This is a genomic window from Alcanivorax sp. VBW004, assembly GCF_009718865.1.
Classification (GTDB): Bacteria; Pseudomonadota; Gammaproteobacteria; order Pseudomonadales; family Alcanivoracaceae; genus Alcanivorax.
The window spans coordinates 2,928,338-2,949,443 of record NZ_WNHC01000001.1; the positions used below are offsets into that span (position 1 = coordinate 2,928,338).

The 21,106-nt window shown below is 58.3% G+C and carries 20 protein-coding genes; 11 read left to right on the forward strand and 9 right to left on the reverse strand.

The annotated features are described in order from the left end of the window. Positions 1 to 18: 18 nt before the first annotated feature. A complete protein-coding gene (locus F1529_RS13295) occupies positions 19 to 633 on the forward strand; it encodes a DUF924 family protein (protein WP_155135355.1) in 615 nt (204 codons plus the stop codon). A 28-nt stretch (positions 634 to 661) separates the two neighbouring features. Here the strand turns inward: F1529_RS13295 and F1529_RS13300 are convergent, their stop codons facing one another. The 3 genes from F1529_RS13300 to F1529_RS13310 form a co-directional block, all read right to left on the reverse strand. Continuing rightward, positions 662 to 1,135, reverse strand: coding sequence for a DUF4442 domain-containing protein (locus tag F1529_RS13300; RefSeq protein WP_155135357.1), 474 nt, complete (start codon positions 1,133 to 1,135; stop codon positions 662 to 664). Further along, entirely contained in the window at positions 1,128 to 3,728 is a 2,601-nt protein-coding gene (locus F1529_RS13305; protein WP_155135359.1) for a DUF349 domain-containing protein, read from the reverse strand. Before F1529_RS13305 ends, F1529_RS13300 begins: the two co-directional genes overlap by 8 nt. A 78-nt stretch (positions 3,729 to 3,806) precedes the next feature. Beyond that, on the reverse strand, positions 3,807 to 4,721 hold the full coding sequence (locus F1529_RS13310; protein ID WP_155135361.1) for an acyltransferase: 915 nt from the start codon (positions 4,719 to 4,721) through the stop codon (positions 3,807 to 3,809). A 158-nt stretch (positions 4,722 to 4,879) separates the two neighbouring features. Here F1529_RS13310 and F1529_RS13315 point away from each other — a divergent pair, with 158 nt between their 5' ends. Further along, positions 4,880 to 5,980 carry a hypothetical protein gene (locus F1529_RS13315; RefSeq protein WP_230457795.1) on the forward strand — a complete coding sequence of 367 codons (1,101 nt, stop codon included), beginning with the start codon at positions 4,880 to 4,882 and terminating at the stop codon, positions 5,978 to 5,980. Between the two features lie 59 nt (positions 5,981 to 6,039). Here F1529_RS13315 and F1529_RS13320 read toward each other — a convergent pair whose 3' ends face one another. The 3 genes from F1529_RS13320 to F1529_RS13330 all read right to left on the reverse strand — a co-directional run bounded on the left by F1529_RS13320 (position 6,040) and on the right by F1529_RS13330 (position 7,790). Next, positions 6,040 to 6,702 carry a TIGR04211 family SH3 domain-containing protein gene (locus tag F1529_RS13320; RefSeq protein WP_007150259.1) on the reverse strand — a complete coding sequence of 221 codons (663 nt, stop codon included), beginning with the start codon at positions 6,700 to 6,702 and terminating at the stop codon, positions 6,040 to 6,042. Between the two features lie 148 nt (positions 6,703 to 6,850). After that, the gene (locus tag F1529_RS13325) at positions 6,851 to 7,150 is read right to left on the reverse strand and encodes a YciI family protein (protein WP_155137469.1); all 300 of its coding nucleotides are present in this window, start codon (positions 7,148 to 7,150) and stop codon (positions 6,851 to 6,853) included. Next, positions 7,128 to 7,790, reverse strand: coding sequence for an inner membrane-spanning protein YciB (locus F1529_RS13330; RefSeq protein WP_155135363.1), 663 nt, complete (start codon positions 7,788 to 7,790; stop codon positions 7,128 to 7,130). Before F1529_RS13330 ends, F1529_RS13325 begins: the two co-directional genes overlap by 23 nt. A 224-nt stretch (positions 7,791 to 8,014) precedes the next feature. Between F1529_RS13330 and F1529_RS13335 the strand changes: the two genes are divergently transcribed. The 6 genes from F1529_RS13335 (at position 8,015) to rluB (ending at position 13,733) form a co-directional block, all read left to right on the forward strand. Then, the gene (locus tag F1529_RS13335) at positions 8,015 to 8,866 is read left to right on the forward strand and encodes a PHP domain-containing protein (RefSeq protein WP_155135365.1); all 852 of its coding nucleotides are present in this window, start codon (positions 8,015 to 8,017) and stop codon (positions 8,864 to 8,866) included. 86 nt (positions 8,867 to 8,952) lie between these two features. Beyond that, positions 8,953 to 9,576, forward strand: a complete 624-nt coding sequence (locus F1529_RS13340) for an L-threonylcarbamoyladenylate synthase (RefSeq protein ID WP_155135367.1) — start codon at positions 8,953 to 8,955, stop codon at positions 9,574 to 9,576. Between the two features lie 140 nt (positions 9,577 to 9,716). Continuing rightward, positions 9,717 to 10,931 (forward strand): tryptophan--tRNA ligase, encoded by a 1,215-nt coding sequence (locus tag F1529_RS13345; RefSeq protein ID WP_255446667.1) that lies wholly within the window; start codon positions 9,717 to 9,719, stop codon positions 10,929 to 10,931. Between the two features lie 12 nt (positions 10,932 to 10,943). Beyond that, positions 10,944 to 11,942, forward strand: a complete 999-nt coding sequence (locus F1529_RS13350; protein ID WP_007151140.1) for a ScpA family protein — start codon at positions 10,944 to 10,946, stop codon at positions 11,940 to 11,942. Positions 11,943 to 11,944: 2 nt separating this feature from the next. Continuing rightward, complete coding sequence (gene scpB, locus F1529_RS13355) at positions 11,945 to 12,898, forward strand: SMC-Scp complex subunit ScpB (protein ID WP_370457024.1); 954 nt, start codon at positions 11,945 to 11,947, stop codon at positions 12,896 to 12,898. Then, positions 12,891 to 13,733, forward strand: a complete 843-nt coding sequence (gene rluB, locus F1529_RS13360; protein ID WP_007149176.1) for a 23S rRNA pseudouridine(2605) synthase RluB — start codon at positions 12,891 to 12,893, stop codon at positions 13,731 to 13,733. The genes scpB and rluB overlap by 8 nt, the downstream gene beginning before the upstream one ends. A 131-nt stretch (positions 13,734 to 13,864) precedes the next feature. On the opposite strand, the gene F1529_RS13365 is transcribed toward rluB, so the two are convergent. Beyond that, positions 13,865 to 14,581, reverse strand: coding sequence for a 16S rRNA (uracil(1498)-N(3))-methyltransferase (locus tag F1529_RS13365; protein ID WP_155135371.1), 717 nt, complete (start codon positions 14,579 to 14,581; stop codon positions 13,865 to 13,867). Between the two features lie 204 nt (positions 14,582 to 14,785). Here F1529_RS13365 and F1529_RS13370 point away from each other — a divergent pair, with 204 nt between their 5' ends. The 3 genes from F1529_RS13370 to F1529_RS13380 all read left to right on the forward strand — a co-directional run bounded on the left by F1529_RS13370 (position 14,786) and on the right by F1529_RS13380 (position 18,336). Then, positions 14,786 to 15,628: a MoxR family ATPase gene (locus tag F1529_RS13370; RefSeq protein ID WP_155135373.1), complete on the forward strand. Its 843-nt coding sequence runs from the start codon at positions 14,786 to 14,788 to the stop codon at positions 15,626 to 15,628. 18 nt (positions 15,629 to 15,646) lie between these two features. Continuing rightward, on the forward strand, positions 15,647 to 16,825 hold the full coding sequence (locus F1529_RS13375; RefSeq protein WP_155135375.1) for a VWA domain-containing protein: 1,179 nt from the start codon (positions 15,647 to 15,649) through the stop codon (positions 16,823 to 16,825). Positions 16,826 to 17,127: 302 nt separating this feature from the next. Continuing rightward, positions 17,128 to 18,336, forward strand: coding sequence for a hypothetical protein (locus F1529_RS13380; protein WP_155135377.1), 1,209 nt, complete (start codon positions 17,128 to 17,130; stop codon positions 18,334 to 18,336). A gap of 24 nt (positions 18,337 to 18,360) precedes the next feature. Here the strand turns inward: F1529_RS13380 and F1529_RS13385 are convergent, their stop codons facing one another. Further along, positions 18,361 to 19,788 (reverse strand): MATE family efflux transporter, encoded by a 1,428-nt coding sequence (locus F1529_RS13385; RefSeq protein ID WP_296029041.1) that lies wholly within the window; start codon positions 19,786 to 19,788, stop codon positions 18,361 to 18,363. A gap of 143 nt (positions 19,789 to 19,931) precedes the next feature. After that, a partial coding sequence (locus tag F1529_RS13390) for a cytochrome P460 family protein (protein ID WP_230457796.1) occupies positions 19,932 to 21,106 on the reverse strand: 1,175 nt, incomplete at its 5' end.

Genomic DNA, 21,106 nt, shown 5'->3' on the forward strand with positions numbered 1-21,106 from the left:
AAAACCGAGTAAAAGTCGATGTTTGATTTAGGCCCGTCGTGGCAGGAAATACTGGATTACTGGTTTAAGGATGGCATGGCGCAGGGTTGGCCATCGGACAATATGGCCAAGCGGTGGTTTGCGGCTACGGCTGGAGACGACGCGGACATTGAGCATCGCTTCGGTGTGCTGGTGGATGCGGCGCTGCAACAGGAGCTGGTGGATTGGGAGAGAAACCCCCAGGGTCGGCTGGCGTTGATACTGTTGCTGGACCAGTTCACTCGCAACATCTACCGCGGACAGTCGCAGGCTTTCAGTGGCGATCACCGAGCGGCTACGTTGGCCATCGAAGGGCTGTCACGGCAGATGCACAGCAAGCTGCCGCTATGCGGGCAGGTTTTCTTTGTCATGCCGTTAATGCATGCCGAAGACGAGGATTTGCAGCAGCAATGTCTGTCTGCACTGGAAGTGATCAAAGCCGAGGCACCGGAAACATTGGCCGGTCATGTGGACAGCTCTCTGAAATCTGCGCGGGAACACCTGCAGATCATTCAGCAATTCGGTCGTTTCCCTCATCGCAATCGCGCACTGGGTCGGGACAGCACCGCGGAAGAGCTTCGTTTCCTGGAAAACAGCTCCGGGTTCGGGCAGTAATGAAGCCAGTTTTGCGGTAGAGAGGGCACTACGTGGGCTTGCGGCGGATGTAGAGCGTCTTGTTGACCACCGCAACGCGGTTGCCATCGCCATCCACGATGTTGACTGGCCAGCACGGCAGGTATTTTTCACCCCCATCGGTATTCGTGCGGATATCGTCGATCATGGCATCGGTGAGCTGAAAATGGGCGAAGACCCGGCTCTTGCCGGGGCGGACAAATTCGATATCCGCCGCCTTGTCCCACACCACGTAGTCGCGACCGAGAACGGTCATCACCATCAGCATGTAGAACGGGTCCACCATGGAATAGAGGCTTCCCCCGAAATGGGTGCCTACATAGTTCCGGTTGTACCAGTGCAGCCCCATGGAGACATTCAGTTCGCGAAAGTCATCTGCCAGATAGTCCACACGAACACCGGCGCCCAGGTAGGGGCCGTACAGGTTCAGGAACCATTGCAGGCCTTTCGGCGAGCGCGTAAAGCGCGAGAGCAGATTACGCATTGCCGGGCTCTAGAACCGCGATGGCGCTGTCCAGCCGTGCTTTGACCGCGGCGGACACGGGTGCCTGGTGCTGTTTGAGAAGCCGCTGCATTTCTTCACGGGCATCAAACTGCTGCTGCTTCATGGCACTGGGGAGTTGCTCTAGCTGCCATTGCAGGCGGCGCTGGCGCTCCGGTTCCGGGCTGGGCACGCCGGCGAGGGCTTCAAAGGCCACGGCCAGGGTCAGGGCGGCGTCAGCATTTGTGTCACTGTCTGGCTCGTCTGGCGATCCGGCACTTTCTGGCAGGGCTGCAACCGCGTCACGGAGCTGCTGCCACTGTTGCCAGCGACTGAGTTGTTGGAGCCGCTCGCTGGCACGCCGCTTCAGCTGCTGCGCTTTGCGAGCCAGCGGCTGGGGCTGATTGCCATCCAGGTGTTCGTCCACTGTAGCCGCTGCATTGCGCAGGCTGTTAGCCGTGTCATCGCTGAACGGCTGCGCCAGAGACGCCTCCAGCGCCTCAATGTGTGTCGCTAGCCTCTGGCTGGCTTCAGCCTGCTGCTCGCGCCGGGCAGCGATATCCCGATTGCGGGCATCGAACAGCGCATCCATGGTTTTGCGGAACGGTTTCTGAAGCGCACGGTGCTGACCCGGCGGCAGCCAGGCGGATTGCCGCCAGCGCTTCTGGATCGCCTGTGCTTCGCGGGTGGCGTGCTGGGCATCGTCCAGTTCCGTTAGGGCACGGGCCTGGTCCAGCAATTGCTGGCGCTCGCTCTCGGCTTTTTCAATATAACCATTCAATTGTTCGTCGAGCTGGGTGAGCAGGGATGAGAAGTGTTTCTGCACATCCCGCCCGTCGGTGAACCGGATCGGGTGCAGGGCTTTCCAGTCTTTCGGGGCCTGTTGACGAATTTGCCAGACACCGTGCCAGTCAGCCGTTTCCCAGTTTTCGGCGGCGATAAAGCCTTCCAGTTGCTGGCACAGCGCCCGGCGCTTTTCCAGGTTGCGGGCCTTGATGGCGTCCAGTTCGGCAAAGTGTGCATGGCAAGGCTCATAGGCCTGATCGGAAGCCTCCTTGAAGCGTGCCCATAGAGCCTGATCCTCGCCCTGGTCCGAACTCATCAGGGCGCGCCATTCGTCATGGAGCGCCTGGATGGCCGTGGCCAATTCTGGCGCGTCCATGCTGGTGTCCTTAAGTGCTTCCATGCTTTCGCACAACGCCACTTTTTTGGGCTCCGCAGCAAAACGGTGCCAGTCCTGCAGTTCAGCGCGGCGCGGCGCAAGCTTGGCCAGTTCGGCGTCGAGGAGGGCATCACCGTCGCTCTCGATGATGGATTGAGCCTTGTGCCAAAGGCGATTGGCATGGCGCAGATTGCCCTGGCGGAGCTCTCGCTTCAGGGCAACCAGTAGCCCCCGATGGGGCTGGGCAGGTTGTGACGGTCGGGTTTCTTTGGTCGTGTTTGCATCAGCGGCTTCTGCCTTTTGGCTACGTAGCGCCAACAACGCCGAGGGGGGCTGATATTCGTCGGGCCAGCGCTCGGCCAGCTCGGTGAGCACGTCCGGTGACTCCGCCGCATTGATATCGGCCGCCAGGGCCAGCAGCTGCTCAAAGGCTGTTACCAGGTCGCTGAAAGCCAGTCGGTCTTCATCCAAGGCCTGCGACTGCTCATCGGCGCTATCCCAGCGGCGGCGCTGGGTGGCCAGGGCGGAGCGCATTTCACCCAGCTGATGATCCCAGGTTTCCGGTGTCGCCTGACTCAAAAGCTGATACAGACTGTGCGCTGCTGCTTCCCGTTCGGCTTTTGCGGTTTCTGCCAATGCTTGCTGCCGTGTCTGTTCCTGCAACTCGGTCAGCTGATTGCGGCACTGGTGAAGTGCTTGCTGCACACGGGAGGCCAGATCCGGTGTTGCCTGGCGTGTCAGTTGTTGCCACTGCTGCTCCAGCTGCTCCAGCTGAGGGCCGTACAGAGCGTCCACGCGGCGGCGCGCGTGCTGTTCGAGGCGGTCCGCGAGATGATAGACCTTGGCGGTTTCCTGTTCATTCTGTTGCTGCTGTTGTTGTAGCGCTCGGGCCTGGTCACGTGCCAGGCGGGTGACGCGCTTGTCGCGACCTTCCTTTCCTAAACGCTTCAGCAGGGAAAGGGAGGTGATATTTTGTACCGAGGCGACACGCAGCGCTTCAGTGGGGGCATCCAGTGCCAGCTGATAAAGCACGCCCTCATCCTTGAGACGCTCAATGGCGGCCATGCGGCTGTGCATATCCGGGCTGTGGCTGGCCACATGGGCAAGTGCGTTTTCGTTACCCGTGAGTCGAATCAGGCGCAGGCGGGTGTCGCTATTGGGAGCGTCATCGGTGGTGCCGGCCAGCAGGGCCATGATGCGCATGGAGGCGGCTTCGCGAACGGAGGGCGCTTCATCGCGCTGGTGGACTTCGTCCAGCGCAGCAAAGTCGGTGAGGCGCCCGGTGGCAGCGGCGCGTACCAACGCGCTGGCATCCCCCCGCGCCAGCTGATTCAGCAGGGTCGCGTCTTCGCAAAGATCCAGTTGCTCAACGGCTTTGAGGCGAATATCGGGGTTGGCGTGTTGCCAGCGGGGTTTCAGGAATCGGCCAAACATAACAAGGTTCCAAATGCGTCCGCACGCAACACGACTCACGCCTGCATGCGGGTGAACGAAACCCGGGTGGCAGTAAAGTTAGCGTGTGCCGTGCTGCGTGTTGCGTGTTGCGTTCTTTTTGTCGAGTAATGCGTCCTTGTCTGCCCAGAGTTCGCCAATCCATTGCTGAAAACGGGCGCGGAACTCCGCGTCGTCTTCGTAGTTGCCCTCTGAGGCCCAGGCCGGAATAACACGTTGCTGCACAACGATTTCCACCTCGTCCATGGCACCACCAAGAAAGGCCATAAGCGAGCGAGGTGTGCCCGGGGGATAGATAATGGTCACATCAAGCAGATTTCGCAAATGCCCGGACATGGCATTCAGGGTAAAGGCGGCACCACCAGCCTTGGGTTTCAGCAGATGCTTATACGGTGAGCCTTGTTTGGCGTGCTTTTGCGCGTCAAAGCGGGTGCCTTCAAAGAAATTCATCACCGAGGTCGGAAAGTAGGCAAATTTCTCACAGGCCTTGCGGGTGGTTTCCAGATCCTTGCCCTTCAGCGAAGGGGTCTTTTCCAGTTCGGCCTTGGTGTAGCGCTTCATGAAGGGGAAATCCAGCGCCCACCAGGCCAGCCCCAACAGCGGGACTTTGATCAGCTCCTGTTTCAGGAAAAACTTGAGGAACGGGATGCGGCGGTTGGAGATGCGCTGCAGCACCAGAATGTCTGCCCAGGATTGGTGATTGCAGGTCACCAGGTACCATTGGTCTTTGCTCAGTGTGTCCATGCCGCTGATGCGCCATTTGATCTGGCTGGTCAGGGCAATGATGGCGTTGTTATTGCCAATCCAGGTTTCCGCAATGATGACCAGGATTCGGGACAGAACGACTTGCGCCTTCTCAAATCGGAGCACCAGCCGCAGCAGGGCGAAGGCGTAAAGCGGCAGACAGAGGAGCAGGGTGTTGATCAGCATGCCTAGCAGGGCGAGGGCGCCCCGGATCTTGTGCCAAATGGTCATAGCGCGATTCGTTCAGTCAACGTAAACGGGCATGCTACCCAAAGGTAAACGCCTTGTCCCGTGTCCGTTTCGGTCAGATTGCCGTTTATCATTGCAGGATTCCGCAAATGATTTCATGCCGTTATGCTGCAGGGATGCGCACTGTGGAACGATGTTTGTTGGGCTTATTACTTGTGTGTTCGGTATCCGGACTGCTGCTGCCGGGTTACGCCCGGAGCGCCCCGCAAACGCCCAGTGAAAATGACCGGGCGCCCAATGCGACGGTTTCCGGTGAGCAAGCGACGACCGCCACGGATAACGCCCTCGACACAGACCTGGAAGGGCCGCCCAGGCCGTTTCATCCCAACCCCTGTGGACATCTTTCCGGTGAGGCCGGGTGGGTGGACAGGACCCATGACTGGATGTCCCGGACCGTGTGTGGCCCCACCCGCTGGGTCGATGGCTTCTTCATCGGCCCCAATGAGATTGATACAGAACAACCCGGCACCCAGCTTCGCATTATCGGCGCCAGCCGTTGGCAGGATAACGACGACGATGGCAGCGAGGTAAAGGTGCGCGCCAGAGTCGAGCTGCCTAACGCACAGGAACGGCTGAGCCTGCTTTTTCAGAATGACGATGATGTTGATGATGAGCTGCGTAATGATCTGGATAGTCGCCCGGAAGATGTGGGCAATGATTCCGGTGGTTTCCGCACCGCGTTACGCTGGGTGACCAAAATGCCAGACCGCATGAACCTGGATCTGGATGCGGGGGTGCGCTCTGAGTTCACGACCTTTCTGCGGGCCCGTTATCGCTGGTATACGCCCTTGCCGGGAGGCAAAAGCTATTTCCGGTTTACCCAGAAAGGCTACTGGGAGGACCCGGAAGGGTTTGGCATCAACTCCCTGTTCGAGCTGGATCGCCCGCTGACACAGCTCTCGACCATTCGTTTCAGTAGTGAATACGAGCTGACCGAAGAGAATAACGCGCTTAACCGGGATTGGTATTTCAATCAAAGGGTCAGCCTCTATACCCGCCTGGGCAAGCAATCCGGGATAGGCTATTCGGTGGGCTTTGACGGCTTTACCGACCCTGTAGCGGCCATCGAAACCTGGCGCACCAGTGTGCGTTTTCGGCGCAGCGTCTGGCGCCCCTGGTTTTTTTATGAAATCGAACCCTATGTGTTCTGGCCCCGTTCACTGGGCTACGAGGGCATTACCGGGATTGTGCTGAGGCTGGAGGTTCAGGCAGGTTTGCCCGTGTGGGAGTATCCAGAATAGAGGAAGGTGGAAGCGGGGAGAGGGGTGGCGACCCGGGTCTGTGCCCGGGCCGCACCGGATTAGTTGGCCCAGCCGCCTCGCTGGCGACGGCCTGAGCGCGAGCGCATCAGCACACCGGCAATCAGGCCGATGACCAGAATACCCACGCCGGTAATCCACTGCTGGGAAGTGTTGTTGTTGCGCAGCATCACGTTCTCGCCCTTGACCTGATCCAGCTCGGAACGCAGCAGGCTCAATTCTTCATTGAGGCGACGGTTGGCCTGGTCCAGGCGGATCGGATCAGAGGCAACTTCCTGAAGCTGCTCCAGCTCATTGCTGCGTGAGCTCAGGGAGTTTTTCAGCTCGCTGGATTGCTCGGACAGGGCATCTCGCTCACCTTTGACCTCAGCAAGCTGGGTGCGCAGTTTGGCCACTTCCGCCTTGGCCTTTTCGCTGGCCTGGGTGGCGCGCTCCAGGCGAATCTCGGCGGTAGGGCTCTGGCTCAGGTACTGCTTGCCAATATAGCCCTCGGTATCGCCATAGCGAATCTTCGCCCAGTCACCCTCGAAACCAAAAAATTCAATGCGGGTGCCACTTTTAATCCCGCGGTGCAGGATGCGGCCGCTGGGATTGGCGGCGGCACGAATCGGCACATAAATACTGTCATCTACCCATGCCGCAGCGGCGAGGGCGGTGCTGGATGCACTCAACAATGCCAGTACACAGAATAATCTAGCGAGCATCAGTTACTCCTTGAAGTCAGGCCGCGCAGTCTAAAGAACTCATACCGGTAGGGGCGCTACCATAGTCACATTTCGCCGCGTGAGCCGTGGTGTCTTTGTAAAAAATGGCAAATTGCCATGATCGGCTGCCTGCCCTGGTCGGCTACTTTCAGGGCAGTACACGCTTGAACGGTTTCACCGTGACACTGGCGTACACGCCGGCATCCATATACGGATCCGCATCCGCCCAGGCTTGGGCGTCACCCAGGGATTCGAATTCGGCAATGACCAGTGAGCCGGTAAAGCCGGCGGGGCCGGGGTCGTCGCTATCGATCGCGGGATGTGGGCCAGCCAGTTGCAGGCGCCCCTGGTCACGGAGGGCTTCCAGTCGCGCCAGGTGCGCGGGGCGAGCCTGTTTGCGTAACGGCAGGGAGTCGGGGACATCTTCACTGATGATCGCGTACAGCATGGTCATCCTTTTTTTCGTTGTCGGTGGGGGGCTTTTCAGTGCCGGCCTCAGCGCTGTCCTGTTTCATGATACGTTTGCGGTCTTCTTCAGGCATTTTCTTAAATACATACGCGAAGACGCTGATATAAAAGACCATTTGCAGGGCAGTGAAGCCAAAGAGTTTAAAGTTTACCCAGAAGTCAGTGCTGAAATTGAACGCGATGTAGAGGTTGAGCGCGCCGATGAAGGCAAAGTAGAGCACGAAAGCGATATTCAGCAGCGCCCAGTCCCGGCGCGACAGCGCCACCACAAACCCGAAGCCGGAAACCATCAGTGATTCGCACAGCCGTTGCAGCAGGTTGCGTTCGCGCAGAAAGTGGCCAAGCAGCAGAATGCCGCCAAGGGTGAAGCTGATAATGGAAGGGCGCCACTTGATAAAGACATCGTTCTGGAAAAACAGGGTCATGGAGCCGAAGATCAGGGTGATCACAAAGACGATCAGGTGCATTTTTTGCACCTTGCGCCAGATTAGCCAGCCCAGTGTGACCTGGGCAGTAGTGGCAATCAGGATGCCCCAGGTGGCCAGCATGATGTCTCGACCGCCAAGAAAGTAGAGGCCGAAAAATACAATTACCGGAAGGTAATCAAACAGTTGCTTCATTTGCAGCGCCTTATTCCGTGCCGGTCCAATAGCCTGAAAGGGGTGCGACGGCCGCACGGCCGACCATCCGCAGGGCAACGATGGTAACGGCATCAGGCGGGCAATTCACCCTGCCGCCCTGCATTATTTTTTGCTTCATTGTGGTAGCGTAATCGACCCGTTTTCATCGAGACGGTTCCTGCAATGGCGCTGCCGTCTGCGAAATAACCCGATAGCCACCTCTTATGACTGCGTGTTTTGACTTGCATAGCCACAGCCTCGCCTCCGATGGCGCGTTGTCGCCCACTGATTTGGTGGCGCGGGCGGCGGATTATGGCGTCACCCATCTGGCCTTGACCGACCACGACACCCTGCGCGGACTGGATGAAGCCCGCCAGGCCGCGCAAGCGCGCGGAATGACCCTGATCAACGGGATTGAGTTGTCGGTTCGCCACGATAACCGTGAATTCCATGTGCTGGGGCTGTGGGTCGATGTGGATGACCCGACCCTGCAGGCCCGGGTCAGCGCCCAAAATGAAGCCCGTATCAACCGCGCCCGGGAAATCGGCCGGCGCCTGGATCGGGCCGCCGGACTGGCAAACAGTTACGAGCGAGCCTGTGAGTTGGCCGACAACGACGCACCGGGTCGCCCCTGGTTTGCAAAGCTGCTGGAGCAGGCCGGGCGAGTCCGCAATCATCGCCACGCGTTCAACCGTTTTCTGAAACAGGGCCAGTCGGCATTTGTGGCCACCCCCTGGTGCTCCCTTGAAGAAGGCATTGCGGCGATCCATGCGGCCGGCGGCACCGCTGTTCTGGCCCACCCCCATGCCTATAACATGACCCGCAAGCGCTTGCGGCACTTTCTCGGGCAATTTAAAGCGGCTGGCGGCGATGGCCTGGAAGTGGCCATGCCCGGGCTGACACCCCATCAGCAGGCATTACTGGATGAATGTTGGCAGCATTTCGATCTGCAGGTGTCTGCGGGTTCTGATTTCCATTCTCCTGAGCAGCGGTGGCTGGCACTGGGCCGGCTGCCGCCGGTACCGACCGGGGCGACCCCGGTATGGGAAGGCCGATACGCATCACTGAATAGTTGACAGCGAATGCGTAATCGCTTTAAAAACAAAGCACTGCATGACTTTTCTGATGTCGTTTATTCACTTTAATTGCTCGCTGCCTGATTATGACTGAAACGCTATACATACATCCGGAAACCCCTCAGCCGCGGCTAATTCGACAGGCCGTGGATGTCATTCGTGGTGGCGGGTTGATTGCTTACCCCACGGATACCACCTACGCCCTGGGATGCGGCATTGGTGAAAAGGCGGCTCTGGATCGTCTTATTCGCCTGCGCCAACTGGACAAGAAGCACGAGTTTACGTTGCTCTGCCACGACCTCTCTGCGCTGGCGATCTACGCCAAGGTGGACAACCCGGATTATCGCTTGCTCAAGGCCCATACCCCGGGGGGCTACACCTTCATTCTGCAGGGCACCACCGAAGTGCCACGCCGATTGATGCACCCCAAAAAGCGCACCATCGGTATTCGCGTTCCTGACCATGCCATCTGTCAGGCGCTGCTGGCCGAGCACGGCGAGCCGATAATGACGTCGACTTGCCACCTGCCCAACGACGAGTTTCCGCTCACCGATCCCCAGGACGTACGTGATTTTCTGGAAAACCACGTGGATCTGGTCATTGATGGGGGCTTTTGCGGCACCACCGAAACCACCGTAATCTCCTTGTCTGAAGGTGAGGGGCCGGTGGTGGTGCGCGAAGGGGCGGGCCCAATCGACGCCATCTATTAGCCAAATTGCAGGGATTTGCTCAGGGTTTGATCAGACACTGACAAGTCGCTGTCCCTCACGGCGCGGTTCACCGTATAATCGCGGGCTTTCCCCGCAGCATTCCCCGTGGAATGCCACTTATAGGGTATAAGGAGTTGGCTTTGAGTTCCGTGGTTCCCTCCCAGCGAGTTGTTTCCGGCATGCGCGCCACTGGCCGCCTGCATCTGGGGCACTACCATGGCGTGCTGAAAAACTGGGCGCGTCTGCAGCATGAGTTTGAGTGTTTCTTCTTTGTCGCAGACTGGCACGGACTCACCACCGAATACGAAAACCCACATAAGATCGAACAGCACGTCTGGGATCTGGTGATCGACTGGCTGGCCGCCGGTGTGAACCCGGGGTCTGCCACGCTGTTTATCCAAAGCCAGGTGCCGGAGCACGCGGAGCTACATCTGCTGCTATCGATGATGACGCCTCTGTCCTGGCTGGAGCGGGTGCCGACCTACAAGGATCAGCAGGAAAAGCTGCGCGAGAAAGACCTGAGCACCTATGGTTTTCTCGGTTATCCGCTGCTTCAGTCTGCTGACATTCTTGCCTACCGGGCCGGCCAGGTGCCGGTGGGGGCGGATCAGGTAGCCCATGTGGAGCTGACCCGGGAAGTCGCGCGTCGCTTCAACCACCTCTATGGCCGTGAACCGGGCTTTGAAGAAGCCGTGGATGCCGCCATCAAGAAGATGGGCAAGAAACAATCCAAGATTTACCTGAACCACCGTCGCCAGTACCAGGAAAAGGGCGACGAAGCGGCCCTGGAAACGGCACGCGCGCTGGTGGATGGGCAACAGAACATCACCCTGGGTGACAAGGAACGCCTGCTGGGCGATCTGGAAGGCGGCGGCAAGGTGATCCTCGCCGAGCCCCAGTCATTGCTTACCCAGGCCTCCAAGATGCCGGGGCTGGACGGTCAAAAAATGTCCAAGTCTTACGGCAACTTCATCAGCATGCGTGAAGAGCCTGCGGATGTGGACAACAAGATTCGCCGCATGCCAACAGACCCGGCACGGGTACGCCGCACCGACGCGGGCAACCCGGATAACTGCCCGGTATGGCTGTTTCACATGGTGTATTCTGACGACACTACCCGGCAGTGGGTGCGTGAAGGCTGCACCAGTGCCGGGATCGGCTGTCTGGATTGCAAGAAGCCAATCATCGAAGCGGTTCAGGAAGAGCTGGAGCCCATCCGCAAGCGTGCGGAAGAGCACCTGCGCAACCCGGACCTGGTGCGCACCATTGTGGCTGAAGGGTGCGAGGAAGCACGCGAAGCCGCCCGCGCCACACTGGAAGAAGTGCGCGCAGCCATGGGCCTGAATTACCGCTAGGCGGAGCAGAGCATGACGGAAACGGTAGAGCACACGGCAGAAGAGACTCCGGCACCCGAGCCACCCGCGGCCATGCTGGGGCCCTTGCATCCGAGCCAGTCAGAAATGCCGTTTGGCCTGGTGTATGGCAAGGCAATCACCAAGCTGCCTGATGACCTCTACATTCCGCCGGATGCGCTGGAAGTTTTTCTGGAGGCCTTTGAGGGCCCGCTGGATTTACTGCTCTACCTGATCAAACGCCAGAATCTCGACATCCTCGATATTCCGGTGGCCACCATCACCGTCCAGTACATGGAGTACGTGGAGCTGATGAAGGCCATGAACTTCGAGTTGGCGGCAGAATATCTGGTCATGGCGGCCATGCTCAGTGAGATCAAGTCACGCATGCTGCTGCCGCGCCCCAAGGACGATGAAGAAGAGGAAGGGGAGGACCCCCGTGCCGAGCTGATTCGTCGCTTGCAGGAATACGAACGCTTCAAGAAAGCGGCGGAAGATATTGATGAACTGCCGCGCTTGGAGCGCGACGTGTTCCCCGCTGAAGCCAAGCGCCCGGAATTCACCCGTGAGAAAGCGCAGCCGGATGTGGATATGCGCGAGTTGCTGCTGGCGCTCAAAGAAGTCATGCACCGGGCTGACATGTTCGAAAGCCATCAGATCTCCCGGGAAAAGCTATCTACCCGTGAGCGCATGGCCAGCGTGCTGGACAAGCTGAAAGGTCGAGACTTTGTGCCTTTTATCGAGCTGTTTAACCCGGAAGAAGGCAAGCTTGGTGTGGTCGTAACCTTTCTCGCCACGCTGGAACTGGTGAAAGGGTCGCTGATCGAGCTGGTTCAGACCGAATCGTTTGCACCGATTCATGTGAAGGCCAAAACCCTGGTGCTGGAAGAGTCTGACCTGCTTGCCGGCCTTGAGCTCGACGATGAGCCTGATGCGGCTCCGGATGCCTATGAAAGTGATGCCGGCGCTGTTGATGCCGCGGATGACGACGCACACGATGGAACCAAGGGGTAAGCGTGGACGCTGAGCAAATAAAAAGAATTGTTGAAGCCGCCATTCTTGTAGCCGAAGGGCCGCTGGACCGTGATGGCATGCTGGCCTTGTTCGATGAAGAAGACCGGCCCAGCAAGCAGGACTTGTCCAAATACCTTGAACAGCTGGCTGACGAATACGAAGGCCGCGGCATTTTTCTCAAGGAAGTGGCATCCGGCTTTCGCTTTCAGGCGCGCTCGGAGCTGGGCTCCTGGGTCAGCCGCTTATGGCAGGAAAAGCCGCCGCGCTATAGCCGTGCCATCCTAGAGACCCTGGCCCTGATCGCCTATCGCCAGCCGATTACTCGTGGCGAAATCGAAGAAATTCGTGGCGTTTCGGTAAGCTCACATATCGTTAAGAGCCTGCTGGAGCGAAACTGGGTACGCGTTGTCGGGCATCGCGATGTACCGGGCCGCCCGGCCATGTTCGCGACCACCAAGCAGTTTCTGGACTACTTTGACCTCAAGAGTCTGGAAGACTTGCCGTCGCTGGCAGAGATACGCGACCTGGACAAGCTCAATGAAGAGCTGGCCCTGACCGATGTGCCGCCCAGCAAGGCAGGCGAGGGCGATGCTGACGAAGCCTCGGAAGGTGACATTGACGATGATGGCCTGGGTGAGCACGAAGTACGCTTGCCGGGGGATCAGGGCAGCATTCCAGGCTTTGAGCCAGAACCCGAGATCGACGATTCCACGCAGATGAGCATGGACAAGGTTGACTCCGTGCTTGCCAGTTTTGAACAGGAATTTCGTCGCAAGCCCGGCGAAAACAATGACGCAGAGCCCGCCCTGAGCCGTAATGACGCGGCGGCGGACGATGCCTCCACAGAACCGGACGGCGCTGCAAACGATAGTGATGATGTCGCGGTAGAAGAGGCTTCTAATCAGGAGCAGGAACCGAACGACAGCGCAGAGGAAAGCCGAACGCCCCATGAGTGAGAAATTACAGAAAGTCCTGGCCCGTGCCGGGCTGGGCTCCCGCCGGGAGCTTGAAACCTGGATCAGCGACGGTCGCGTCTCGGTCAATGGGACTGTAGCGACCCTGGGTGACCGGGTTGGCAGTGAAGATACCCTACGTGTAGATGGCAGGATGATTAAAGTGAAGGCCGAAGAAGATACCGTTCAGCGGGTCATTATGTACCACAAGCCTCCGGGAGAAGTGTGCTCGCGCAACGACCCGGAAGGGCGCCCGACGGTGTTCGATAACCTGCCGCGCCTGCAAGGGATGCGCTGGGTCCAGGTCGGCCGGCTGGATATCAACACCACCGGCATGATGCTGTTCACCACTGATGGTGAGCTGGCCCACCGGTTGATGCACCCCTCCAACGGTTTTGTCCGTGAATATGCCGTGCGCGTGCGTGGCGGCATGACCCAGGAAAAGCGCCAGGCCATGCTGGATGGTGTCCTGCTGGAAGACGGCGTTTCCAAGTTCGACAGCATCGAAGATGCCGGTGGCGCCGAAGAAGGCGCCAATCACTGGTACAAGGTAACGCTGACCGGCGGCAAGTACCGGGAAGTACGTCGACTGTTTCAGTCACAGGATCTGGAAGTGGCGCGTCTGATGCGGATCCGCTTTGGGGACCTGAATCTGCCCCCGCAATTGCGTCAGGGCCGCTGGATGGAACTGGAGCCGGAACAGATGAAGGCGCTGATCGACAAGGTGGAGCTCAAGGGCAAGAAATACACCGGCCTCTATGGCCGCGCGCGCTTGCGCCACCAACGCAGTGGCAGCAAGCCACCGCGCAAGGCCCGCCGCGGGCCATACCGCCGCTAGGCTGACAAAGTATCGAGTTGCGAGAAACGCGTTTCGAAAACCAGAGACCTGCGCTCTGCTTTCGCTTTTCGTAACTCGATACTCATGTCACGCAACCGGTTGCCGGCGGCTTTGCAGCTCAAGTGCTACTTCTACGGCAGTCGCATTATGCGCCCGACCAGTGCCGGCAATGCGGTTTCCACCCTTAGAATTCTCGCCCCAAAGCTGTGACAGGCAAAGCCCTGTCGTTGCAGCATATCCACTTCGTACGGTGTCCACCCCCCTTCAGGACCCACCGCCAGAGTGACTGGCTCTGTCAGGTTGCAGGGCAGGGTGGGGTAATCGCCCGGGTGAGCCAGGATGCGCTGCCCGCTACCGGCCCATTCATCCAGTGAGTCTTCCACAAACGGCTTGAAGCGCGGGGCAAGAATCAATTCTGGCAGGCAGGTGTCTCGCGCCTGTTCCAGCCCCAGAATCATCTTCTCGCGAAGCAGGTCGGCTTTCAGGTTGGGGGTTTGCCAGTAGCTCTTGTCCACCTTCCAGCTGTTGATCAGCACAATCCGTTTGATGCCCAGACTGGTGGCGTCGATCAGGATGCGCTTGAGCATTTTGGGGCGAGGCAGCGCCATCAGCAGGGAAAGCGGCAAGGCGGCTTCTGAATGAGACAAAGGTTTAAATTCAACCGTTACTCCATTGTTTTCTATGGACTTTACTGTTGCCATCCCTGTGCTTCCGCCTAACAGCCCGGCTCGGCACTGTTGCCCTTCGGTCAGGTTAAGCACGGTGCGCACGTGGACACACTGGCGGGCATTCAGGCGCCAGAGTGCGTCGTGCAGATATTGGTCGGGGTGCAACAGGAGCAGATTCATGGCGCGGATTATGGCACACCAGGTGGCGCGCCAGAACACGGGTCGATGGCGGCAGTGCGCTGCGCCGTTCAAGGGACTGCCGGCGATCTGTTGACGCAAATCACTGTTTTCTTGGCTATTATAGCCCTTTGCCCGGCGCCACTGGATTGCTAGAGTGTGCCGCCTGATCACCCGTTCGATTAACTGTTCAGTTTGGAGAATTTCATGCAGTTTCAGGGTACTGACCAATATGTGGCCACAGATGACCTGAAAATGGCCGTGAACGCAGCCATTGCCCTCAAGCGCCCGCTGCTTATCAAGGGCGAGCCCGGTACCGGCAAAACGCTGCTGGCCGAACAGGTCGCTGAATCCCTGGGTCTGCCACTGCTGTCGTGGAACGTGAAATCCACCACCAAGGCACAGCAGGGCCTGTATGAATACGATGCGGTATCCCGCCTGCGTGATTCCCAGCTCGGCGCCGAAGGGGTCGAGGATGTGGCCAACTACCTGAAGAAGGGCAAGCTCTGGGAAGCCTTTACCCATGAAGGTCAGGTAGTGCTGCTGATCGACGAAGTCGACAAGGCCGATATCGAATTCCCCAACGACCTGCTCCAGGAGCTGGATCGGATGGAATTCTTCGTTTATGAAACCGGCGAACTGATCAAGGCGGAACAGCGCCCGATCGTGATCATTACGTCCAACAATGAGAAAGAGCTGCCGGACGCCTTCCTGCGCCGCTGCTTCTTCCATTACATCAACTTCCCCGATGCGGCGACCATGCAGGCCATCGTGGATGTGCATTTCCCCGAGATCAAAAAGAACCTGGTGAGTGAAGCGCTGGAAATCTTCTTTGACCTGCGCAAGGTGCCGGGCCTGAAGAAGAAGCCTTCCACCAGTGAGCTGATCGATTGGCTCAAGCTGTTGATGGCGGACGATATCCCGGAAGACATCCTGCGTAGCCGCGACACCAAAAGTGCAGTACCCCCCCTGTACGGCGCGCTGCTCAAGAACGAATCAGATGTGCAGCTTCTCGAGCGTCTGGCGTTCATGAATCGCCGCGAAAGCTAACCGGTCCACGGGCAAACTATGCTTATTGGTTTTTTCGAAAATCTGCGTCGCTATCGGGTGCCTGTCACCCTTCGCGAACTGCTGGATTTATTCGATGCACTGCATGCGCATGTGGCGTTTGGCTCCATTGAGGATTTCTACCTCCTGAGCCGGGCGGTCATGGTGAAAGACGAAAAATACTACGACCGCTTTGATCAGGCGTTTGCCAACTACTTTGAGGGCCTGGAAAACCTGGAGCCGGACTGGCTCAGCAAGGTAATCCCGGACGAGTGGTTGCGCAAAGAGCTGGGAAAGAACCTGAGCCCGGAAGAGTTCGAGAAACTCAAGGGGCTCGGCAGCCTGGAAAAAATCATGGACGAGTTGCGCAAGCGGCTCGAAGAACAGGAAAAACGTCACCAGGGTGGCAACAAGTGGGTTGGCACCGGTGGCACCAGCCCGTTCGGTGGTTACGGCGAAAACCCCGAAGGGGTTCGCATGACCGGGCCTTCACGGAACAAGAAAGCCGTGAAAGTCTGGGAGAAGCGGGAATTCCGTAATCTGGATGACTCCGTGGAGCTGGGCACCCGTAACATCAAGCTGGCCATGCGCCGGCTGCGAAAATTTGCCCGCACCGGTCGCGATGAAGAGCTGGACATGGACGACACCATTTCGTCCACAGCGCGCAATGCCGGGTTGCTCGATATCAAGATGCGCCCGGAAAAGGAAAACCGCGTCAAAGTGCTGATCTTCTTTGATATCGGTGGCTCCATGGACCCCTATGTGAAACTGTGCGAAGAGCTGTTCTCCGCTGCCCGGGCAGAGTTCAAGCACATGGAATATTTCTACTTCCACAACTTCATCTATGAGTATGTCTGGAAAGATAATCGCCGCCGCTGGGATGAGAAAATTTCCACCTGGGACGTGCTGCACAAGTATGGCAGCGACTACAAGGTGATTTTCGTGGGCGACGCCGCCATGAGCCCCTATGAGGTCAACTCGGTAGGCGGCAGTGTGGAACACTGGAACGAAGAAGCCGGCGCTGTCTGGTTTCAGCGAGTCACCGATACCTACGAGAAAGTGGTGTGGCTGAACCCGGAGCCAGAACGCGCCTGGCAGATGACCACCTCTACACAATGGATCAAACAGCTCTGCGAACACCATATGTTCCCGCTGACCATCGAAGGGCTTGAGAAAGCCATGCGGCAACTGAGTAAATAAAGGCTTAATGATGGCCCCGGGTGGCGAGAGCCCACCCCGGGGCCTCCCCTCCAATTCTCCTGCCAGTTTGTTGCCGCCCTTGGCGATATCCAGTGCAGTTAGTTTCATTCCGCCGGTCAATTTTTTACTTTTTATGCACCAATAAACAGCACGTTTAGTGGCTGCCGCCCTGACAGTTCCGTATCCTGCGCGCCTTCCACGCATCGCCATACCGATTTACCCCGCCCACAAGGCAGGGCAGCGGGAAAGGTGCTGCCACATTGAGCGCCCACCGTGATCCGGTGGACCTTCAGGAGATCTTCATGTCCAGGGTGAAAACCACCGTCTGGATGACTGCTTTCAGCCTTGCCGCACTGACCAGCGCCGCCCATGGGGACAACACCCAGGCTGAGATCCGTCGTCTGCAATCCGAGTTAGACCAGCTCAAATCCCGTCTCGGCGATGAGCCGACTGATCCCGCGCTGAACGGGCCCAGCTTGAAAGTATTCGGCAGTGTCAGCGTCGATGCCATCTATGATGACAAGGATGCCGGCTTCGACGAACTACTGATCCCCAGCACTATTCCCGATGGCGACACGGATCAGCAGAATTTCGTCATGAGTGCCAAGAATAGCCGCTTTGGTTTTCAGGTGGGCGAGGGCAGTGGCCCACACATGGTGTTTGCCATGGACCTGTTCGGCAGCCTGGACCGGTATGAGCTGCGTATCCGCGATTTCTATTTTGAAAACGGGCCGCTGCGTGCAGGTTACGGCTTCACCGCCTTGCTGGATGGCGCGGCCTGGCCGCTGACGCTGGATGCTCAGGGCCCCAACAGTGCCATCTTTGCGCGGCAAACCGGTGTGCGCTGGCAGGGAGAGCACCTCACCCTGGCCCTGGAAGATCCGAACAGTGAAATCTACGATCCCACCAACGCGACCAGCGCTGCGGGTCGCAGACCCGATGCCATCGCTACCTGGAAACAGGGTTTACCCGCCGGGCACATCAAGCTGGGTGTGGTGAACCGTGAAATCGGTGTGGAATTCGCGGATGGCGACCAGCAATTTGCCAACGCAACGGGCGGCGTGGCCAGCGCGGCCATAAACGTCACCGACAGCGTGAAACTGCTTGCCAATGGCAGTTACGGTCAGGGCATGGCGCATTACTACAATGACCTGTCCGGCTTTGGTGACAGTGGCATGGACGGCTATGTCTACGCCGGGCGCAACCTGCAACCCCTGCTGGCGCAAGGTGGTTATCTGGGCTCTCAGTGGCAACTCAACCCCGCATGGACCCTGGCCATGGTCGCCGGGGAAGTCACTATCGAGTCCGACACTGCCTTGCCGGCCGAAGCGCTGCGGCGCACCCGCTACGGGACACTGACGGCGGTACATCAATACACGCCAGCCTTGAGCTATGGTGCGGAGCTGTCATACGGCCTGCGTGACAACCAGGGTGGCGACCGCAGTGAAGCACCACGGGTGCAGTTCAACATGACGTACCGGTTTGCGCACACCAGCCGTCCGGTTCAATAAGGTACAGCGAAACCCAAGGCTGACTCAGCCCCCATTGGTATCCATTACCGTGTCGGTGGGGTACTGAGCCACCCGGGTTTCTGCAGGGGTTCTTCCCACCAGATTCTTCTGCTTCCAGGTCCCGCGTTTAAACCATAACCAGGCAACCAACGCTGACAGAAAGGCTTGCACCGGATAGGAAATCCATACTCCGGCCACGCCCAGTTGCGTGCGCTCTGTGAGTAACCAGGCAATCGGGAACTGCAGCACCCAAAGGGAAATCAAGGCGATGGCCATGGCGGCGAGCGTGTTGCCCGAGCCGCGAAAGGCCCCGGTGACCACAATCTGGGCGCCGAGCAGGCCGTAGGAGAGGGCGGTGATGCGAACAAAGCGGGCGCCTTCTTCGATAACCGCCGCCTCGCCGGGCACGAAAAGCTCAACCAGCGGCGCGGCAAGGAAGAAACTGACCACCCCGACCAGCGTCAAACTCACCAGTGCCAGGGCACCACTGAGGTAAGTGGTGTGTTCCGCCCGCTCCAGCTGCCCGGCGCCCACGTTTTGACCGACCACGGTAGAGGTCGCCTGAGAGAGACCCAGCGCCGGAATAATCACAAAACTCAGCATCCGGGATCCAATACCGTACGCCGCAAGCGCAACGGTACCGAATCCGGCCACCAAAATGGTCATCAGCATCAGGCCCAGTGCCCGGGTTGCTTGCTCAACGGCGGCGGGCAGGCCCAGTCGAAATAACTGCCACAACATGGGTAAATCCGGGCGCATGTGCAGACGCGCAAGCTGAATACCGTAACGCCCCGAGAACAACATAAACAAACCGATCACTGCGGCCAGCCCCTGGGTCGCCAATGTGGCAGCAGCGGCGCCGCTGACCCCTAAAGCGGGCACTGGGCCATAACCAAGAATCAGCAACGGGTCGAGCCCGAAATTAAGCAGCACCGTCCCCGCAACGATCAGCAGAGGTGTCTTTACATCACCGACGCCACGCATCAGCGACTGAAAAATTACATAGGCAAACATGAACGGCAGCCCGAGAAAGGACACCTGTAGATAAGACGTGGCGTGGGGCTGCACGGATGCCGATGCACCGAGAAATGCCACCAGCGGTGCCGCAATAAAATAGCCGATGGCAGCGAGCAGCAAGGAGAGGGCGATAACGCCCATCAACGCCTGGGCGGCCACATGATTGACCGCATCCAGATCACCGCGGCCCTTGTTCTGGGCAACTAGAATTGTTCCGGCAACAGCAAGGCCAATGCCCAACGAGATAAGGAAAAACAAAACGGGGAAGCTGAGCGACACCGCAGCAACGGCATCCGCCCCCAGTCGGCCGACCCAGAAAGTGTCGGTAAGCTGGTAGGCCGTCTGCAAAAGATTGGCGAAGACAATCGGAATCGCCAGGGTCAGCAATGCGCGGGTAATGGAGCCCTGGATTAGGTTGGGGGTGTCTTGAGCCACGAGATCTCCAAGCATACGCGCGTTGAAAAGGGGGGGGCTATTCTCCATCGTCGATCGTACCGGATTTACCCAATACAGAAACAACAAGAAAGGTGAGACGTGGCATATGGGATGAGGGCCAGGCACAGGGCCTGGCCCTGGTTTTAGCGGCCTTCTTCCTTGTCGCCTTTTTTGAGTTCCGCATACATGCCCAGCTGCTCCCAGCTTGGCAAACCGGACTCTAGCCGTCGAACAGAAGAACCCTTTCCTCTCGTGCTACGTTTTTTTAATTGATTGGCAGGCATTGCACCCAGCGTGACTTGGCGCTGTATCAGCAAACGATTATTTTCCGGCAGATGTTCCGACGGAATCGTACCCAGGCAGGGATTGGGGTGACCCAGCCCTTTGCTAAGTGCAAGGGCAAGCTGGAGCTGAAGCGAGTAGTCCAGAGGATACACAGGAGGCGTCGGCCGCGGTGGATTCGTTAGCCCACAGAAACCCGTGTTTTGAGTAGTAATACCAAAGGGTTCGCTACCTTGAATATTCCTGAACCAGTTCATTTTTTCTTGCTCTGAGCATGAACTGCCTGGAATAAACCCGGCGCCTTTGTAAGGCATGAATACTCCCGTACCCGCAAGCTCCTCGTTCACTTGGGCTGTTGAATGGCAACTGATGCAGGAAGATTCCGGATTATCGACGGGGCCATTCAAGCGCCCATGCTTGCCCGTCATGCCGGCAAAGGGTGAGGGCACGGATGGGTTGATCCAGTTTTCATCAAGATCAGGATCACCATTGCTGGTTACATCCGGGTCATTGCCCCAGGCAAGCCCTACGGGCGTTAGGTTATACCATCGGTCTCCAGGACTGGCAGCTGGGAGGGATTCGTCATAAACATAAGTCGCAAACACCCAGCCGGTTTCCGCAGACCGGGGATCTTTAACCGCCACATCCATCTGTAGTAGGCGCACCTCAAAGGTGTCACCCGATGAATCATCGGGTGCCTGAATTTGCCAGGCAGGGGAGTGCAACAATGGGTCCGGGCCAACGATTGCGCTCGGGTCATACTCAGCAAAAAGGACCTTCACAACGACGGTGCCATCAATAAATTGCCCTTTACCCGGTTCTGCCTGCATAGGGTCAGGGTGACGAAACACCTGCCCAACGGTGTACCCTCCAAGCTTGTTGTATAGGCCGATTCCGTATGCCCCGGCATCAGCAGACAGCCAGCTTTGTTCGCTGGCCCTTAAGCCGCGCTCTTCGGTCAGTCCATGTCTTGGTTCTCTTGGGAAGAAACCCGACGTCATCATTGGAACGTGATACCAGTGCGTTTTACCTGATA

Excerpts from the sequence above, each read along its gene's own strand:
- F1529_RS13295 (WP_155135355.1), top strand. The coding sequence starts at position 19 with ATGTTTGATTTAGGCCCGTCGTGGCAGGAAATACTGGATTACTGGTTT.
- F1529_RS13300 (WP_155135357.1), bottom strand. The coding sequence starts at position 1,135 with ATGCGTAATCTGCTCTCGCGCTTTACGCGCTCGCCGAAAGGCCTGCAA.
- F1529_RS13305 (WP_155135359.1), bottom strand. The coding sequence starts at position 3,728 with ATGTTTGGCCGATTCCTGAAACCCCGCTGGCAACACGCCAACCCCGAT.
- F1529_RS13310 (WP_155135361.1), bottom strand. The coding sequence starts at position 4,721 with ATGACCATTTGGCACAAGATCCGGGGCGCCCTCGCCCTGCTAGGCATG.
- F1529_RS13320 (WP_007150259.1), bottom strand. The coding sequence starts at position 6,702 with ATGCTCGCTAGATTATTCTGTGTACTGGCATTGTTGAGTGCATCCAGC.
- F1529_RS13325 (WP_155137469.1), bottom strand. The coding sequence starts at position 7,150 with ATGCTGTACGCGATCATCAGTGAAGATGTCCCCGACTCCCTGCCGTTA.
- F1529_RS13330 (WP_155135363.1), bottom strand. The coding sequence starts at position 7,790 with ATGAAGCAACTGTTTGATTACCTTCCGGTAATTGTATTTTTCGGCCTC.
- F1529_RS13335 (WP_155135365.1), top strand. The coding sequence starts at position 8,015 with ATGACTGCGTGTTTTGACTTGCATAGCCACAGCCTCGCCTCCGATGGC.
- F1529_RS13340 (WP_155135367.1), top strand. The coding sequence starts at position 8,953 with ATGACTGAAACGCTATACATACATCCGGAAACCCCTCAGCCGCGGCTA.
- F1529_RS13350 (WP_007151140.1), top strand. The coding sequence starts at position 10,944 with ATGACGGAAACGGTAGAGCACACGGCAGAAGAGACTCCGGCACCCGAG.
- rluB (WP_007149176.1), top strand. The coding sequence starts at position 12,891 with ATGAGTGAGAAATTACAGAAAGTCCTGGCCCGTGCCGGGCTGGGCTCC.
- F1529_RS13365 (WP_155135371.1), bottom strand. The coding sequence starts at position 14,581 with ATGAATCTGCTCCTGTTGCACCCCGACCAATATCTGCACGACGCACTC.
- F1529_RS13370 (WP_155135373.1), top strand. The coding sequence starts at position 14,786 with ATGCAGTTTCAGGGTACTGACCAATATGTGGCCACAGATGACCTGAAA.
- F1529_RS13375 (WP_155135375.1), top strand. The coding sequence starts at position 15,647 with ATGCTTATTGGTTTTTTCGAAAATCTGCGTCGCTATCGGGTGCCTGTC.
- F1529_RS13380 (WP_155135377.1), top strand. The coding sequence starts at position 17,128 with ATGTCCAGGGTGAAAACCACCGTCTGGATGACTGCTTTCAGCCTTGCC.